Genomic DNA, 15,760 nt, shown 5'->3' on the forward strand with positions numbered 1-15,760 from the left:
AAATCAATTCCTTAAAAAATTAATAGAAAATATTTAAAAATAATTTTGGAAATATAAAACAAACCTTCTTATATTTGCAATCCAAAATGACGGTGCCTTAGCTCAGTTGGTAGAGCAAAGGACTGAAAATCCTTGTGTCCCTGGTTCGATTCCTGGAGGCACCACCACATTTATAAAACCTCAGGCATGTGTTTGAGGTTTTTTTTTTGAATGAACATAACAATTTATTCATCGAGTATTTTAGAGTTGTATCTAAATATTCCGTAAATTGCGTAAAACATGGAAATAGGAAATAGACCTTGGGGTTCGTACTACGTATTAGAGGACACCGATATATATAAATTAAAAAGAATAGAAGTGAATGTTGGCGGGCGTTTGTCTTACCAATATCACAATCATCGTGCGGAAGTTTGGACAATTGTTCAGGGAACTGCAATGGTAACACTTGATGATAAAGAATATGAATACAAAGCGGGTGAAGTCGTTATTATTCCATTAAAAGCAAAACATCGTATTCAGAACATAGGTAATGAGACTCTAATTTTTATCGAAGTTCAACATGGTACGTATTTTGGTGAGGAAGACATCATTCGAATTGAAGATGATTACAACCGATCATCTGAAGATTAATAAAAACTAACTATAAAAGACTAAACTAATTGACTATGAAAATCGGAATTACATTTAGTGCTTTTGATTTGCTTCATGCGGGACATATCAAAATGCTAGAAGACGCAAAACAACATTGCGATTATTTGATTGTAGGTTTACAAACAGATCCAACATTAGATCGACCAGAAAAAAACAAACCAACACAAACTGTTGTAGAACGTTACATTCAGTTAAAAGGTTGCAAATTTGTTGACGAAATTGTGCCTTATGCAACAGAAGAAGATTTGGAAGACGTTTTGAGATCTTTCAAAATCGATGTGCGTATTTTAGGGATTGAATACCAAGACAAAAACTTTACAGGACGTAAATATTGTGAAGAAAAAGGAATCGAATTGTATTACAATTCAAGAGACCACCGTTTCTCAAGTTCCGGACTTAGAAAAGTGGTTGCTGAAAAAGAACTTCTTAAAGTTGTAAAATAAAAATGGAGTAAGGTTAGAGTTTATCTAACCTTTTTTATTTACAATACTTTCTCAATCAAAAAATTAATGTAAAAAATAATTCTAAAAATTATACCTTTGCAAAATGTCAAATATAGTTGCAATTGTAGGAAGACCAAACGTTGGTAAATCTACGTTCTTCAACAGAATGATCCAAAAAAGACAAGCTATCGTTGATGACACTTCTGGTGTTACACGTGACCGTCACTATGGAAAATCTGATTGGAATGGAAAAGAGTTTACCGTAATCGATACCGGAGGGTATGTCGTTGGTTCAGATGATACCTTTGAAGAAGAGATCCGCAAGCAAGTTGAATTGGCTATTGATGAAGCAAATGTAATTTTGTTCATGGTAGACAATCAAGTTGGTTTAACGGATATGGATAAGGAAGTTGGCAACCTTTTAAGACGCACTAAGAAGCCTACATTCTTAGTTGTGAATAAGGTCGATACCAACAAAAATTTAGACGATTCTTATGAGTTTTATAACTTAGGATTCGAAAAAATGTACACAATCGCTGCAATGAGCGGAAGTGGAACAGGTGAATTATTAGATGATGTGGTAGATTGTTTTACGGAAGAAGAACACATTGATCCATTCGAAGGTTTACCTAAAATTACGATCGTAGGTCGTCCAAATGCTGGAAAATCTACATTAATCAATGCATTATTAGGTGAAGAACGTAATATTGTAACGGATATCGCAGGAACAACACGTGATTCTATCGAAACATTGTACAATAAATTTGGACACGAATTTGTTTTGGTAGACACTGCCGGAATGCGTAAAAAAGGAAAAGTAAGCGAAGATTTAGAATTCTATTCTGTCATGCGTTCGGTTCGTGCAATCGAAGAATGCGACGTTTGTGTCTTAGTAATTGATGCAGAACGTGGTATTGAAGCACAAGATTTGAATATTCTTTATTTAGCAGAACGTAACCGAAAAGGTGTTGTCATCTTAATCAACAAATGGGATTTATTGGAAAAAGAAACCAATACAATGAAAGAATACAAAGATGCTATTCTAAAACGTATTGCGCCTTTTACAGACGTTCCTGTGTTGTTTATCTCGGCTCTTACAAAACAACGTGTCTTGAAAGCTGTGGATACATTTATCGAAGTTTACGAGAACCGCAGTCGTCGTATCAAAACAAGTAAATTAAACGAAACCTTGTTACCGATTATCGAGATTACACCTCCACCTGCAGTAAAAGGAAAATACATCAAAATCAAATATGTAACGCAGTTACCTACAAAAACGCCTCAATTTGCGTTTTTCTGTAACTTGCCACAATATATTAGAGATCCTTACAAACGATTTATCGAAAATCAATTGAGAAAGGAGTTCAATTTTGAAGGAGTTCCAGTTGAAGTTTACTTCAGAAAGAAATAATAAAAATCCAAAAAGTCCATTTACAATTTGTAGATGGACTTTTTTATTGATAACAATAGAATTTAACATTCATAAAAAAAGCTCAACGATTGACGCTGAGCATTTTTGTGACCGAGACAGGATTCAAACCTGTAACCTCTTGAGCCGTAATCAAGTGCGCTATTCAGTTGCGCCACTCGGCCGTTTGAAATAATTGAAAGTATTTTCCCTTATTTTCGAATGCAAATATACAGCTCTTTTATCGTAAAAACCTAAGCTTTTCGAGAAAAATTTTTAACAATAATTTAATTTACAACGAATCAATTGCTTACAAAAATATTTTTTTTAAGATTTTAACAGAATTCTTAACTTGCTTTCTCTAAATTCAATCCAAATGATAAAAAAATTTATTCTAACCTCATTCGTTCTTCTTGCCATTAGTAGTTGTAAACAGTCAAAAGAAGCTGTTAAAACTGAACAAGAAAATACAACTTTTCAGTTTGCAAAAAATATTTCTATCGAAGAAAACAACGAAACAATCACGATAAAATCTTCTGGAAATACGATTTCATTTGATAAAAAAGACTTGCCAATCAAAACTGTGATGGTAGAAACTTCGTCTGCTGTGACGTTTTTAGATCAATTAGAAAGTCTTGATTTAATCAAAGGAGTTTGCGATGCAGATTTTATTTACAATCCTAAAATAGCCGAAGGAATTGCGAATAAATCAATCTTAAAAGTTGGAAATTCAAACGAATTATTCACAGAAATTATCTTAAAAAATAAGCCTCAATTGATTATTGCAAATTCAAATCCTGTTTTGGCAAAATTTCATCAACAATTGGAACAAAATGGGATAAAAGTATTGTATTTAGATGAATACAAAGAGCAAAATCCAATAGGACAAGTTGAGTATTTGAAGGTTTTCGGAAAATTATTCGGAAAAGATACAGAAGCTGAAAAGCGTGTAGAGACGGTTAAAAATAATTACGACTCCATCAAAAATATCATTCAAACCAAAGGTCAAGGTAATGTTTCAACAATTGTGAATACAATGTATGGCGATATTTGGTACGTTCCGACAAATGATTTGTTGCAAGCAAAATTAATAGACGATGCGAAAGGAAATTATATTTTCAAGAATAAAATAGGTGAAAATAGTTTGAGCTTAACATTTGAAGAAGTTTATACAGCTGGAAAATCTGCAAATTATTGGATTAATGTAACAAACGTAAATACGTTGGCAGAAATGAAAGCTTCTTATCCAAATTATGCGTGGTTTGATGCGTTTAAGAAAGGAAATGTTTACGCTTACAACAAACGAATGAATGCAAAAGGTTCGAATGATTATTTTGAACAAGGAATCCTTCGTCCAGATATTATTTTGAATGATTTAGGAAAAATTTTCTATCCAAATTTATTTCCAACGTATGAGTTGTACTTTTATCAACAATTGAAATAAATGACTGAAATTATTCAAAAATTCGAAGATTTTGTTCTAAAATCTTCGAATTTATCCATTTCAACTCTTGAAAAAGATGCAGAATGTGACGAATATATAGGTTATAATTTCAATGTTAATGAGTTTTCTATAAAATTTAGAAAATCGAAAATTACGCCTAAAAAAGTTGGTCAATTTGTAACATTATGGAAACGAAATACAGCTAAACAAACCGAACCTTTCGACGAAAATGATGGTTTTGATTATTACATTATTGCTGCAGAAGATGATTCTAAACTAGGTTTTTATATTTTTCCGAAATCAATTTTAATTGAAAAGAATATTTTGAGCTCAATTAAAAAAGAAGGAAAACGAGGTTTTAGAGTTTATCCGAATTGGGTAAAACCTGAAAATAAACAAGCGGAGAAAACTCAAAATTGGCAACAAGATTATTTTGTAGAAGTCAACAATCAACAGATTGACAAAACCAAGTTAGAAAAGATATTCAACAAAAAACGGAATTCAAATTGAGTTCCGTTTTTTTGTTATTTTTTCAAAAATTCGAATCCAAATAAAAATAAGCTTCACTGATAAAATCACTAATATTTGACGCAATTAAACTATGTGGATGAATTTTATTTACAGCCAAATCTCCAGCCAATCCATGTAAATAAACACCTAAAATTGAAGCTTCTGATGAATGATAACCTTGTCCAATTAGCGACGCAATAATTCCACTCAACGTATCTCCAGATCCAGCAGTTGCCATTCCCCAATTTCCTGTCGAATTGAAATAAATTTTACCTTCGGATGTAATAACTGCAGTATAAAAACCTTTTATAATAAATGTCAATTGATGAAAAACAGCAAGTTTTTTAACTTTTTCTAATTTCTCAAAATCATTTTCCCATTCTCCAATTAAACGTTGTAACTCTTTTGGATGCGGTGTTAAAACTGAATCTTGTGGAATCAACGTAAAACAATCTTTCTGATTAGCTAAACAATTTAATGCATCAGCATCAATCACCAAAGGTTGTTGTTGATTCTTAATCCAATTGATAAAATTTGCTTCTGTAGTTGGGTGTTGTCCCATTCCCATTCCAACAGCAACTCCTTGATAAATTTTTATCTCAGGAAAATGTTCAATTTGTTTTTCTGAATCATCAGTCAAACTCATTGATTCTATCAAATTTGTTTGCAAAATATTTAATCCACATTGAGGAGTATAAGTCGTTACCAAACCACTACCCGTCTTCAAGGCTGCTTTTGCGCTTAAAACAATTGAACCTATTTTTCCTAAACTTCCACCAATTATCAACGTATGACCAAATGTACCTTTGTGCGAAAATTGACTTGGTTTCTTTAGAAATTTCTGAACATCATTTTTCTGTATAAAATAATAATTTGTCTCAAATTCATTACTCACATGTTGTTCTAATCCAATATCTAATAAAATAAATTCATCGGTGTAAATCTGATTTTCAGGAAATAATAAACCTAATTTAGGAACCTGAAAAGTATATGTTTTATTTGATTTGCAACACGGAAAATATTTTTGCATAGGAGAATCAGTAATAAAACCAGAAGGCAAATCTATTGAGATAATTTGCATCGGATTTGACTTTTCTATTTGACTGAAAATTGAATTCCAATCATCATGCAAAGGTTGATTAATTCCAATCCCGAAAATAGCATCGATAATAACTGAATTTTCAGGAAGTTGTAACTCTTCATTCAAATTAAAAAAATATAAATCATTAGAACTCAAAAGTTGTTGATTCTTTAAATTATCTTCGCTATAATTCTCTGATTTCAATATATAAATCAATGTTTTATAGCCTAATTTTTTCAATTCTCTTGCAACTCCTAATCCATCTCCTCCATTATTTCCTTTTCCGCAAAAAATAATAATTGGTAATTCTTTAGATGGAATATCATTCACTATATTTTCAGTCAATTTCAATACAGCTCGCTCCATCAAATCCCAAGAGGATATATTTTGATGTTTGATCGTTAATTGATCCCATTCTTTTATCTGTTTTGAATTGAGTATTTTCATGAATAACATTTGTTTACATAAAGATAGTAAATAAAAAAAGGAACTCAAATTGAGTTCCTTTTTTTATTTATATTCTATTCATCTTAAAATAATTCTGATTGAAATTGCTCTAAGAAACGTTTATCATTTTCTGTGTACAAACGGATATCACCAATCTGATACAACAACAACGCAATACGCTCTATTCCCATACCGAATGCATAACCCGAATATTTCTCAGGATCGATATCTACATTGCGCAAAACGTTAGGATCAACCATTCCACATCCCATAATTTCTAACCAACCTGTCCCTTTTGTCATACGATAATCCGTTTCAGTTTCTAATCCCCAATATACATCAACCTCAGCAGAAGGCTCTGTAAAAGGGAAATATGAAGGACGTAAACGAATTTCAGATTTACCAAATAACTCAGTTGTAAAATAACTTAACGTTTGTTTCAAATCTGCAAACGAAACACCTTCGTCGATGTATAAACCTTCGATTTGGTGGAACATCATATGCGAACGAGACGAAATAGCCTCATTACGGTAAACACGACCTGGCGCTAAGAAACGCATGGGCGGTTGATTTTTCTCCATATGACGAATCTGCGTAGACGATGTATGCGTACGCAACACGATATCTGGATCAGTTTCGATGAAAAATGTATCTTGCATATCTCTTGCAGGGTGATGTGCTGGCAAATTTAACGCGGTAAAATTGTGCCAATCATCTTCGATTTCTGGCCCTTCAGAAACGCTGAATCCAATGCGATTAAAAATCTCGATAATACGATTTTTTGTAATGTTAATTGGATGACGAGATCCCAATGTAAAAGGCTCTCCCGGACGTGTCAAATCTAAAGAAGAATCAGTTTTTCCTTCATTTGAGATTTCATTTTTAAGAACAGTTGATTTTTCAGTTGCCAATGTTTTTAATTCATTCACAACTTGACCAAATTCCTTTTTTTGTTCATTCGGAACAGATTTGAACTGTGTAAACAAGTCCGTTAAAATTCCTTTTTTTCCTAAAAATTTAATTCTGAATTCTTCAATTTCAGCAGCATTTGTTGAATGGAAGTTTTTTACTTCTTCAATATATTGTTTGATTTGGTCAATCATAATTTCTGATCAATTTGATTACAAATTTAACCGATAATCAACTTATAACAAATTATTCGAGTACTTTTATCTTTATTCCACTAAAACTCTGTAAAAATGGCTCAACCAATTTTAGAAATTAATCTTAAAAAAATCAGTTATGATTTAGATAAAGTTATTTTGAAAGCGATCGATCTCAAAATAGATTCGAATGGTTTGTATGGCGTTTTTGGGAGAAATGGACAAGGAAAAAGTACTTTTTTGAAAACCTTGTGCGGTTTGAAATCCTATGAAGGAACAATTAGATTAAACAATGAAATTCTACAACCTTCTGATGTTGCATTTTTAGCAACAGAACCGATGATTTATGAATATTTGACAGCAGAAGAATTTTATAAATTTTATCAAAAAGTATCAGGTAGAAAGAATTCAAGTTCTACTCGAATCTTTGATATTAACGAAAAAGTTTTACTTAAAACGATGTCAACAGGAACGCTGAAAAAGGCATATGTCAATACTATTTTACAATTTGATGATTATAAAATTTATATTTTCGATGAACCTTTTAATGGTTTAGATATCGAAAGTAATTATGTTTTACTCCATAAAATTAGAGAATTAGCAAAGGAAAATATTGTGTTTGTTTCTTCGCATATTATCGAAATTGTTTCGCCTTATTTGACTAAAACTTTTTATGTAAATGAACAACAAATTACGGAAGTTGAGAATGAAAATATTATGGACTTGTTTATGCAATCAATCGATCATGGATAAAATTCTGTATACGCTAAAAATAATTTATATCAACCGTTTTCGCCAATTAACCTACAACGATTCGTCTAAATTTTGGATACCTTTTATCCTTTATTTTGTCATTATTTTCAAAATATTGAATGGTAGTTTTCCGAGTTTTCCTGCTTTCGATTATAAAGAATATCTTATTCTATTTTTTAGTTTTATGGCAAGTCAACAAGTGAATATCAGAAAAGATTTCGGACTTTTAAAAGGTTTATTCAATACAAGGAAAACTTATGTCATTTATTTTATAGACCTCATAATTATCAATGTTTTCAACATTATTGTGGCTATTCATTTTGGTTGGATGATGAGTTTAATGGTTATTTTTGCTTTGATTTTATTTTTCACTTTTTACAATGGAAAAATTGGTAAACCAATGGTAAAAAATAGACTTCGAATTTTAGATGTTTTGACGATTGTTCAGCTTAGACGATTCAAAATTAATTATCTCATTTTTATTGGCGCCTATTACATTTCGTATCAAGGATTGATTGAAAATAACCTGAATTTGTTTCTCGTTTCTATTATCGGAATTCTTTTTCTTCTTCTCGGAAATATTCAAAAAACAGAAAAATTAGCTTTTTTTATCGGTTCAAAATTATCTAATAAACAATATATACTAAAGAATGAAATTGATTTTAGCCTAAACAGTTTGCTCTTTATTTTGCCTTGTTTAGCAATGTCTATATATCTAAATCCAACCTATTTTATGTACGGAATAAGTTGTTTAGGAGCGATTATTATTACTTTTCCAATCAAATATATTTTTATCAATCATCAATTTCCAATTGGTTTACTTTCGATGCTTATTATCTGTTTTTTTCTAACAATAATTCTAAATGAAAATGTAGATTGGTTGCTTTATCTGAGTATTTTTCCGATGAGTTTTATTCTACATCTCATTGCTTTCCGTAAATTCACGAAGGAAAGGATTACTGGGGATTCTGGGTTTTATTTGTAGAGGATGTCGATTGGATATTCTAATTTATTTTTGATTATTCTTTCATTTTTGTCTTGACACAAAAACGAAACAAAAAAGTCAAGGCTGTAAACCTCTCTACTAAAAATGTTATCATTTCACTAAAGATTTTAAAAACCCTACGGGCTAAAACCTTTTTAACGTTACATTCAAACATTTTCTTAACGTGAGAGTTTTAATGCCTATATCTATATCCTTTTTCTATTTCAAATACACTTTTTAATAAGAAATTTATTTCATATTTAATAAAAAAATCCTCCTAAGAAAATTAAGAGGATTTGATTTGTATTATATTGTTGAAAATTATTTCCCAAATACTTCTTTCACTTTTGCTGTGATTCGTTCGCGTTCTGCATCTGTTAAATTAGAACCAGAAGGTAAACATAAACCATTTTCAAATAATTCTTCTGCTACCGTTCCTCCATAATAAGGTGCATCAGCAAAGACAGGTTGCATATGCATTGGTTTCCATAATGGACGAGATTCGATATCATCTTCTAAGAAAGCTAAACGTAAATCTTCGCGTGTTTTCCCTGCTACTTTTGGATCTATTAAAATCGCAGATAACCAATGGTTAGAGAAATAATCAGAACTTGGTTCTACAAAAACAGTTACGCCATCAATATCCGCAAACAACTCTTGGTAGAATTGATTCATTGCACGACGAGCTGCTACTCTATCCGCTAAAACTTCCATTTGTCCACGACCGATACCCGCTGTAATATTACTCATACGGTAATTGTACCCAATATGTGAATGTTGATAATGAGGTGCATTATCACGAGCCTGAGTTGCTAAAAATACCGCTTTATCTTTATCTTCCTGTGTATGCGAAACCAACGCTCCACCACCAGAAGTTGTAATAATTTTATTCCCATTAAACGATAACGCTCCGAAACGTCCAAAAGTTCCACAAGCTTTACCTTTGAACGTAGAACCCAATGCCTCTGCAGCATCTTCTATCACAGGAATGTTATATTTCTCAGCTATAGCATGTACTTCATCAACCTTATAAGGCATTCCGTACAAATGAACAGCTAATATCGCCTTTGGAGTTTTTCCTTTTGCGATACGATCTTTAATTGCCTCTTCCAATGCAATTGGACAAAGATTCCATGTATCTTTTTCAGAATCTACAAAAACAGGTGTAGCTCCACAATAAACAATAGGGTTTGTTGAACCACAAAAAGTCAATGTTTGTGTAATTACCTCATCACCATTCTTCACTCCTAGCAATATAAGAGCTAAATGTAAAACAGAAGTACAACTATTTAATGCAACAATTGGATTTGATGTATTCAACACTTTTTGAATATCAAACTCAAATCCATCAATATTGTCACCAATAGATGTAATCCAATTTTTATCAAAAGCATCTTGAATATATTTCATTTCATTTCCTGAAAGATGTGGAGATGAAAGCCAGATTTTAGTTAGCATTTGGTTAGTTGTTTTAATAGAGCGAATTTAGCATAAAACTATGATTTTTGCTTCATTAGTTTATCATAAAGCTATATAAAATAAAGAATCTTATCAATACTCTCTCAAACATTTTCTTAACGTAAGAGTTTTAATGCCGGTTTTTCATCCTTTTTCAATATTCTAATTCATTTTTAATAACATTTGAAATTAAAAATTCTTTATTTTCATTTTTTGAGCGCAAAAAACGAAACAAAAAACGCTTGGCCGTAAACCTCTCTACTAAAAATGTTCTCATTTCACTAAAGATTTTAAAAACCCTACGGGCTAAAACCTTTTTAACGCTCCATTCAAACATTTTCTTAACATGAGAGTTTTAATGCCATTTTCTTCATCCTTTATATTAATTAAACTCGTTTCAGAACCTCATCCTTAATCTGAATACATACTACTTTGTACATAATACAACTCTAAAATCTCAAATCTCAAATCTCATATCTCATATCTAACAACTACTTTTTACATAATACATAATACATTTCACAAATCTAAAATCTCAATTCTCACATCTAAAATCAATCCTCTTTCTCAACCTTAGTCTTAATCTCAAATACATACTACTTTTTACATTTTACAAGTCTCACATCGAAAATCTCAATTCTCACATCTAAAATCAATCCTCTTTCTCAACCTTAGTCTTAATCTCAAATACATACTACTTTGTACATAATACAACTCTAAAATCTCATATCTCATATCTCATATCTCATATCTAACAACTACTTTTTACATAATACATAATACATAATACATTTCACAAATCTAAAATCTCAATTCTCACATCTAATATCTAATATCTAATATCTAATATCTAATATCTAATATCGAATATCGAATATCTCAATTCCCACATCTACTTTTACACAACAAAAAAACTACCCATCTAATGGGTAGCCTTTAACAATTACATTAAATTTTCATTCTTCAATTTTTGCAACAACAGCGAAAGACAAAAACTACTTAATGCCCCTACGAGCGAAAGTAAAATTGTCGAAATAATATCCTGCCATTGTATACTCGCATACATACCGCACATAGCTCCACAAATCACACTAAACTTCGTGTGATCGTGAGGCGGCATCGGATTCATCAACAACATCATGGTCAATAGTTAATTGACTTACAGCTGTTAAAACACCTCCCGTCACAACCAAATATCCACCTAATTGCACCAATAGTGCTGGCAATACAACAGGAGCGGCAATCAATACACCACCAATACTAGCAGCGACTAATCCTATTGTACGAATACGTTGAAATAACTTAGGGGTTGGCAATTGCAAACGTTCTACTATATTCATAACGTTTATTTTTTAATATGTAAAAATACCTGTTCACCTCTCTGTAAATACTCATAAACGATTGTTTTCAGTCGTTCAAATGCTTTACGAGAGTCAATACCTTTTCCTTCTCCTTGCAGAGAAGTAACTGGAGCTATACATCCATTCAGCTCCTTTAGTGCATCATTCGCTGGATGAAATAAAATCAACGATCGATTCGGAACCAAATCAATCCATACATGCCACCCAAAACGTTTACTAAATCGCTTCTTTAGTGGATATTTACCTTCAGGAATACATGATTTGCGTTTCAAATTGTTCTTCCATGGTAACTCAATTGTCATGCAAATCAGTTGTTGCTGTAACCAAAGCTGTCCATTGGTTCCATCAGGTAAATATTTTCTTTTTAAAACTAAATCCATCTTTTATTTTTTTATAGTTGTTAGTCATTTTATCTGTCGCCTATCTCCACATTACTCATCTCATAATCCTCATACTAATAAGTCAACTCTTCATAAACTCTTCATAAACTTTTCATAAAATTCTAATCTATTTCCATATAAAACAAGTCACCATAAACCAAATGTCACTTATAATCAATAAAATACATTTTTATCCCTTTTTGTCATACAACAACAATAATTTTTAGAAAAATAGATCATTTTCTAAAAAAACTAAACAAATAATACCAGCAACAACAACAAGCTATATAGTTCTATTTAATTTAATTCCACAATCAAAAAAAAAGAAATATGAAAAAAAACAAAAGAATGATCATTTATGCGAAAGACATTCAAAATGCCACCGGAAGAAGTTACAGGCAAAGTCTTCGCTTATTACAAAAAGCCAAACAAAAAGTAGGTAAATCAAAAGACGACATGTTAAGTCTAAGAGAGTTTTGCGACGTGTATAACATTAATCCTCTCGATTTTCAAGAATCAATTTAAAAACAAAAAATTATGAACGATAAAACTATATTTTCGGTTCAATGGTTCAATTCTATTATCAAAAAAATAGATAAATTGGAACAAGATTGGAAAAATAATATTATCCAATTCAACGATTCCATTTTAATGGAAGAACATCAAGTAACAACCCTATTACAAATTTCAAAATCCACCTTACGAAGGTATCGCTTAAAAAAGTATTTTAACGTATATCAAATAGGCAAGCGAAACCTATATTTACAACACGATATTATCAGAGGTATTCTTACCCATTTAGTGAAATAACAAAAAAAAAGAGAAATAAACTTTTATTTCTCTTTTGCTTTTACCTAAACAAAATCAAAGTATTGTTCTTAGCTAGGGTGAAGAATTTCTCCTTCTATAATTCATAATTCATAAATATCAAATACATCATACTTTTTACTTTATACATTTCATAAATCTAAAATCTCAATTCTAATATCTAACATCTACATTTTACATAATACATACTACATTTTACAATTAAACACCGATACACGAAGACCGAACAAACCATACGGAACGGATATACAATGGATACAGAATGGATACAGCGCGGATACACAGCCGATACAGAAAAGTGTCATTTTGGATATACACCGATACAGGAATTTAACACTTTTTAACACATTATTTCTCTAAACACAATAGAAACATAGGTTTTATTAAGTTTTACGTTCTACGCTTAACGTTTTACGGATTTTATCATTCTGAGTTTATTTCAGAATAGCATCAAATGATACTTATTTTAGAGGTTTGAATCGTCTTGGTCATTGTGCTGAATATCAAGTGGAAATACTGTTTTTGGTCATGTGTTCTTACGATTTAAATGATTCTCAAAGGTTATTTTGGTAATCTACTTCATTTTATATTTGTATTCAAAAAGTGATTTTGTGTTATTTCGAAGCCTTGAAAATTCCAGCCTCTCACAAATACATAATGGATTTTACTTAATACATTATAAATATTACATAGTACAACACTAAAATCTACTTTTTTAAATGAGATTTAAAGATTATCATTGCTCAAATGACGAGTTTAAATTCATTGAAACTTTAAAAATGATATCCTTTTGTTTTCCACTAAACATTTTTTTGTATAAAAAACAACTTGGCAATTATTACAACCCCTGAACTACAAAAATCTTTTACATACATTCTACTGCCACTATGTTGCCTTCATCCTGCCTTTATGTTGGGAGTATCTAGCAAGTATCTGTAGATGAAAAAAAAATTGGCCCTTGCGTTATATATGTTGTTTATATTTAGTGAGTGTTTATTATCAACCTCACCTTACGGGTGTACAATCACCCTCAAAAATTATATTTTTAAGCTGTTATAAGCTCAATTCCTGCTTTATCTGCCTTATATTTTATTTTGGTCATCAGTTTATAATAACTCCAATTTCTCAGTACAAAATCTTCTTCTTTGGCCAGCTCTATCTTTTCTTCTTGATCCATTAAAATAAGTGTTCCTGCTTTATTATTTACACAAAAATCAATTAACTTTCTGCTGTAAACATGTAGTCGATGATGCACATAATTTTTTTCTACTTGACTCATTTTATCTAGCGCTTTTAGTTTCCTCGTTTTTCCTTTGCCCGATTTTGCATAAGTTGCCCCAATTTGTATTCGTTTACGGGACGCTTGTATCGCTAACCTTCGGTATAGAAACTCTTCTTTGGTTCCTATAGTAAGCCGAGATTTTCCTATTTTTACAACCAACGGATATTCTAAAGAGAGGGAAGCTTCTGCAATAATTTCGGGTTGTAATTGATGATTTTCTTTTTCGATCTCAACAACAGCTAACCAAAATATTTTACTTTTTTCTAACTTTATTTGTGATGTACAAAGTTTAATTTCTCCGCTTACCACTTGTTCCAATAACCTTTTATTACTTGTAAAATCTTTTCCCAAATAGGTTTTGAATGGAAGTTGAAACAACCGAAAACAAAAACATTTTTTCTCAGGATTGTAAGAGAAGCTACGTATACTTTCTGCTCCAAAAGGAAATGCCATATCTCGTTTGAAGTTTTTTAACGAAGCTTCTCCTTTCCAATATCTTTGAGAATCTTTGTTGTATGAACTGTGGAGTCTATTATTTAAACAAGATAATATATTGGTTGGAATTTCACCTTTAAAACGGTCTGATAGCACACGATAAGTGGTACTCATTTGCGAATTTTTTAATATACCCTCTGCATCTTTCTTCTCGTCCATTAATTTATATTTAACACCTTCAGAGAGGTACAAAAAATCTTTCATCATTTCTTGTAAATACAAATGAGAAACAATCAAATTAGCGGCTTTAAAACATCTGTTTTGCCATCTATAAAGCTTGTCTAATGCCTCTTTGCGTTCTTCTTGAGTTGGTAAATCGATAAGTATTTGTATTTTTCGAGTGAGTATTAAAGTAGATTTTTCCATGATCAATAGTTTAGGGATTGAACTTTGTTTTGTTGAGTGAATTTATAAGCGACTATAAATTCATTGTGTACCTCTTTTTGAGACAATTGTAATGCTGAAGCTATTGTTGAAAAAGATTGTTTATGCTTACATCGAAGTTTTAAAATCAACGATTGTGTTTCAGATATTTGATTTTCCTTCTCTGCTGTAGAGACTGTTTTGGTTTTAATAATTAATTTATCTTGGTGACTTAAAATCTTCTTAAGATCATCAATAGCATGTTTAATTTCGTTACTCGTTTCAGTGATTCCTCTTCCCATTGCTTTAGCAATCGCTTTGTATTGAAATCCATGTTTTAAACAGAGTTCAATCAAATGCTTTCTTTCAGCACTTAATAAGGGTAATACTTTTATAATTTGATCAAAATAGTGCTGTTGTGTTTCTTGTTCGTTTAGGTTTTGAATGTTATCTGCGGGATCATATCCAGCCAAATAACTTTGATAATTCTCATAACTTTCTAGTGAACTTACAGTTCTAAAAAACTTATTCTTCGGTTTAGCATAATGCGAATAGCAACTGTATTTCATTACAAACCTTAAAAAGAAAAAGATATGATCAGGAGATTCCATCTTTTCGCGATATTCCCATAATTTTAGAAATGCATCTTGTACCAAGCATTCTACTACAAATTCATCCTCAATTATTTGTTTACCAAACCAAAAGATTCGTTTATTGTACCTGACATAAATACGTTCGAAGGCAGTAGAATTACCTTTTTTTAATAAT

Annotated in this window: 15 protein-coding genes and 2 tRNA genes; 9 read left to right on the plus strand and 8 right to left on the minus strand. The window is 31.1% G+C overall.

Going from position 1 to position 15,760, the window contains the following annotated elements; translation table 11 throughout:
* Window positions 1-91: 91 nt before the first annotated feature.
* The 4 genes from B4L98_RS13995 to der all read left to right on the plus strand — a co-directional run bounded on the left by B4L98_RS13995 (window position 92) and on the right by der (window position 2,505).
* Window positions 92-167 (plus strand) — tRNA-Phe (locus B4L98_RS13995).
* A gap of 112 nt (window positions 168-279) precedes the next feature.
* The gene (locus tag B4L98_RS14000) at window positions 280-630 is read left to right on the plus strand and encodes a phosphomannose isomerase type II C-terminal cupin domain (RefSeq protein WP_038336510.1); all 351 of its coding nucleotides are present in this window, start codon (window positions 280-282) and stop codon (window positions 628-630) included.
* Window positions 631-665: 35 nt separating this feature from the next.
* On the plus strand, window positions 666-1,094 hold the full coding sequence (locus B4L98_RS14005; RefSeq protein ID WP_180905607.1) for an adenylyltransferase/cytidyltransferase family protein: 429 nt from the start codon (window positions 666-668) through the stop codon (window positions 1,092-1,094).
* Between the two features lie 103 nt (window positions 1,095-1,197).
* Window positions 1,198-2,505, plus strand: coding sequence for a ribosome biogenesis GTPase Der (gene der, locus B4L98_RS14010; RefSeq protein WP_180905606.1), 1,308 nt, complete (start codon window positions 1,198-1,200; stop codon window positions 2,503-2,505).
* Window positions 2,506-2,613: 108 nt separating this feature from the next.
* On the opposite strand, the gene B4L98_RS14015 is transcribed toward der, so the two are convergent.
* A tRNA-Arg gene (locus tag B4L98_RS14015) sits at window positions 2,614-2,687 on the minus strand.
* Window positions 2,688-2,878: 191 nt separating this feature from the next.
* Here B4L98_RS14015 and B4L98_RS14020 point away from each other — a divergent pair.
* Both B4L98_RS14020 and B4L98_RS14025 read left to right on the plus strand, forming a co-directional pair.
* Window positions 2,879-3,946 (plus strand): ABC transporter substrate-binding protein, encoded by a 1,068-nt coding sequence (locus tag B4L98_RS14020; RefSeq protein WP_291078535.1) that lies wholly within the window; start codon window positions 2,879-2,881, stop codon window positions 3,944-3,946.
* Window positions 3,947-4,456 carry a MepB family protein gene (locus tag B4L98_RS14025; RefSeq protein WP_291065056.1) on the plus strand — a complete coding sequence of 170 codons (510 nt, stop codon included), beginning with the start codon at window positions 3,947-3,949 and terminating at the stop codon, window positions 4,454-4,456.
* A 22-nt stretch (window positions 4,457-4,478) separates the two neighbouring features.
* Here the strand turns inward: B4L98_RS14025 and B4L98_RS14030 are convergent, their stop codons facing one another.
* Both B4L98_RS14030 and B4L98_RS14035 read right to left on the minus strand, forming a co-directional pair.
* A complete protein-coding gene (locus B4L98_RS14030; protein WP_291078537.1) occupies window positions 4,479-5,984 on the minus strand; it encodes an NAD(P)H-hydrate dehydratase in 1,506 nt (501 codons plus the stop codon).
* An 83-nt stretch (window positions 5,985-6,067) separates the two neighbouring features.
* Complete coding sequence (locus B4L98_RS14035) at window positions 6,068-7,087, minus strand: phenylalanine--tRNA ligase subunit alpha (RefSeq protein ID WP_038336503.1); 1,020 nt, start codon at window positions 7,085-7,087, stop codon at window positions 6,068-6,070.
* 96 nt (window positions 7,088-7,183) lie between these two features.
* On the opposite strand from B4L98_RS14035, the gene B4L98_RS14040 reads away from it, so the two are divergent.
* Both B4L98_RS14040 and B4L98_RS14045 read left to right on the plus strand, forming a co-directional pair.
* Window positions 7,184-7,840 (plus strand): ATP-binding cassette domain-containing protein, encoded by a 657-nt coding sequence (locus B4L98_RS14040; RefSeq protein ID WP_291059483.1) that lies wholly within the window; start codon window positions 7,184-7,186, stop codon window positions 7,838-7,840.
* Complete coding sequence (locus tag B4L98_RS14045) at window positions 7,833-8,825, plus strand: hypothetical protein (protein WP_291059485.1); 993 nt, start codon at window positions 7,833-7,835, stop codon at window positions 8,823-8,825. Before B4L98_RS14040 ends, B4L98_RS14045 begins: the two co-directional genes overlap by 8 nt.
* Before the next feature lie 321 nt (window positions 8,826-9,146).
* On the opposite strand, the gene B4L98_RS14050 is transcribed toward B4L98_RS14045, so the two are convergent.
* From B4L98_RS14050 to B4L98_RS14060, 3 genes are all read right to left on the minus strand, one after another.
* On the minus strand, window positions 9,147-10,283 hold the full coding sequence (locus tag B4L98_RS14050; protein WP_291078539.1) for a DegT/DnrJ/EryC1/StrS family aminotransferase: 1,137 nt from the start codon (window positions 10,281-10,283) through the stop codon (window positions 9,147-9,149).
* Window positions 10,284-11,374: 1,091 nt separating this feature from the next.
* Window positions 11,375-11,599: a hypothetical protein gene (locus B4L98_RS14055; RefSeq protein WP_291078552.1), complete on the minus strand. Its 225-nt coding sequence runs from the start codon at window positions 11,597-11,599 to the stop codon at window positions 11,375-11,377.
* A 29-nt stretch (window positions 11,600-11,628) separates the two neighbouring features.
* A complete protein-coding gene (locus B4L98_RS14060; RefSeq protein ID WP_038337107.1) occupies window positions 11,629-12,024 on the minus strand; it encodes a DUF5675 family protein in 396 nt (131 codons plus the stop codon).
* Window positions 12,025-12,354: 330 nt separating this feature from the next.
* On the opposite strand from B4L98_RS14060, the gene B4L98_RS14065 reads away from it, so the two are divergent.
* A complete protein-coding gene (locus B4L98_RS14065; protein WP_084106967.1) occupies window positions 12,355-12,549 on the plus strand; it encodes a hypothetical protein in 195 nt (64 codons plus the stop codon).
* A 1,348-nt stretch (window positions 12,550-13,897) separates the two neighbouring features.
* On the opposite strand, the gene B4L98_RS14070 is transcribed toward B4L98_RS14065, so the two are convergent.
* Window positions 13,898-14,995 (minus strand): hypothetical protein, encoded by a 1,098-nt coding sequence (locus B4L98_RS14070; protein WP_125350260.1) that lies wholly within the window; start codon window positions 14,993-14,995, stop codon window positions 13,898-13,900.
* Between the two features lie 2 nt (window positions 14,996-14,997).
* Window positions 14,998-15,760 (minus strand): RNA polymerase sigma factor (locus B4L98_RS14075; protein WP_291078554.1); only part of this gene is annotated, 763 nt, incomplete at its 5' end.

This window comes from Empedobacter sp. UBA5528 (assembly GCF_002426075.1).
Classification (GTDB): Bacteria; Bacteroidota; Bacteroidia; order Flavobacteriales; family Weeksellaceae; genus Empedobacter; species Empedobacter falsenii_B.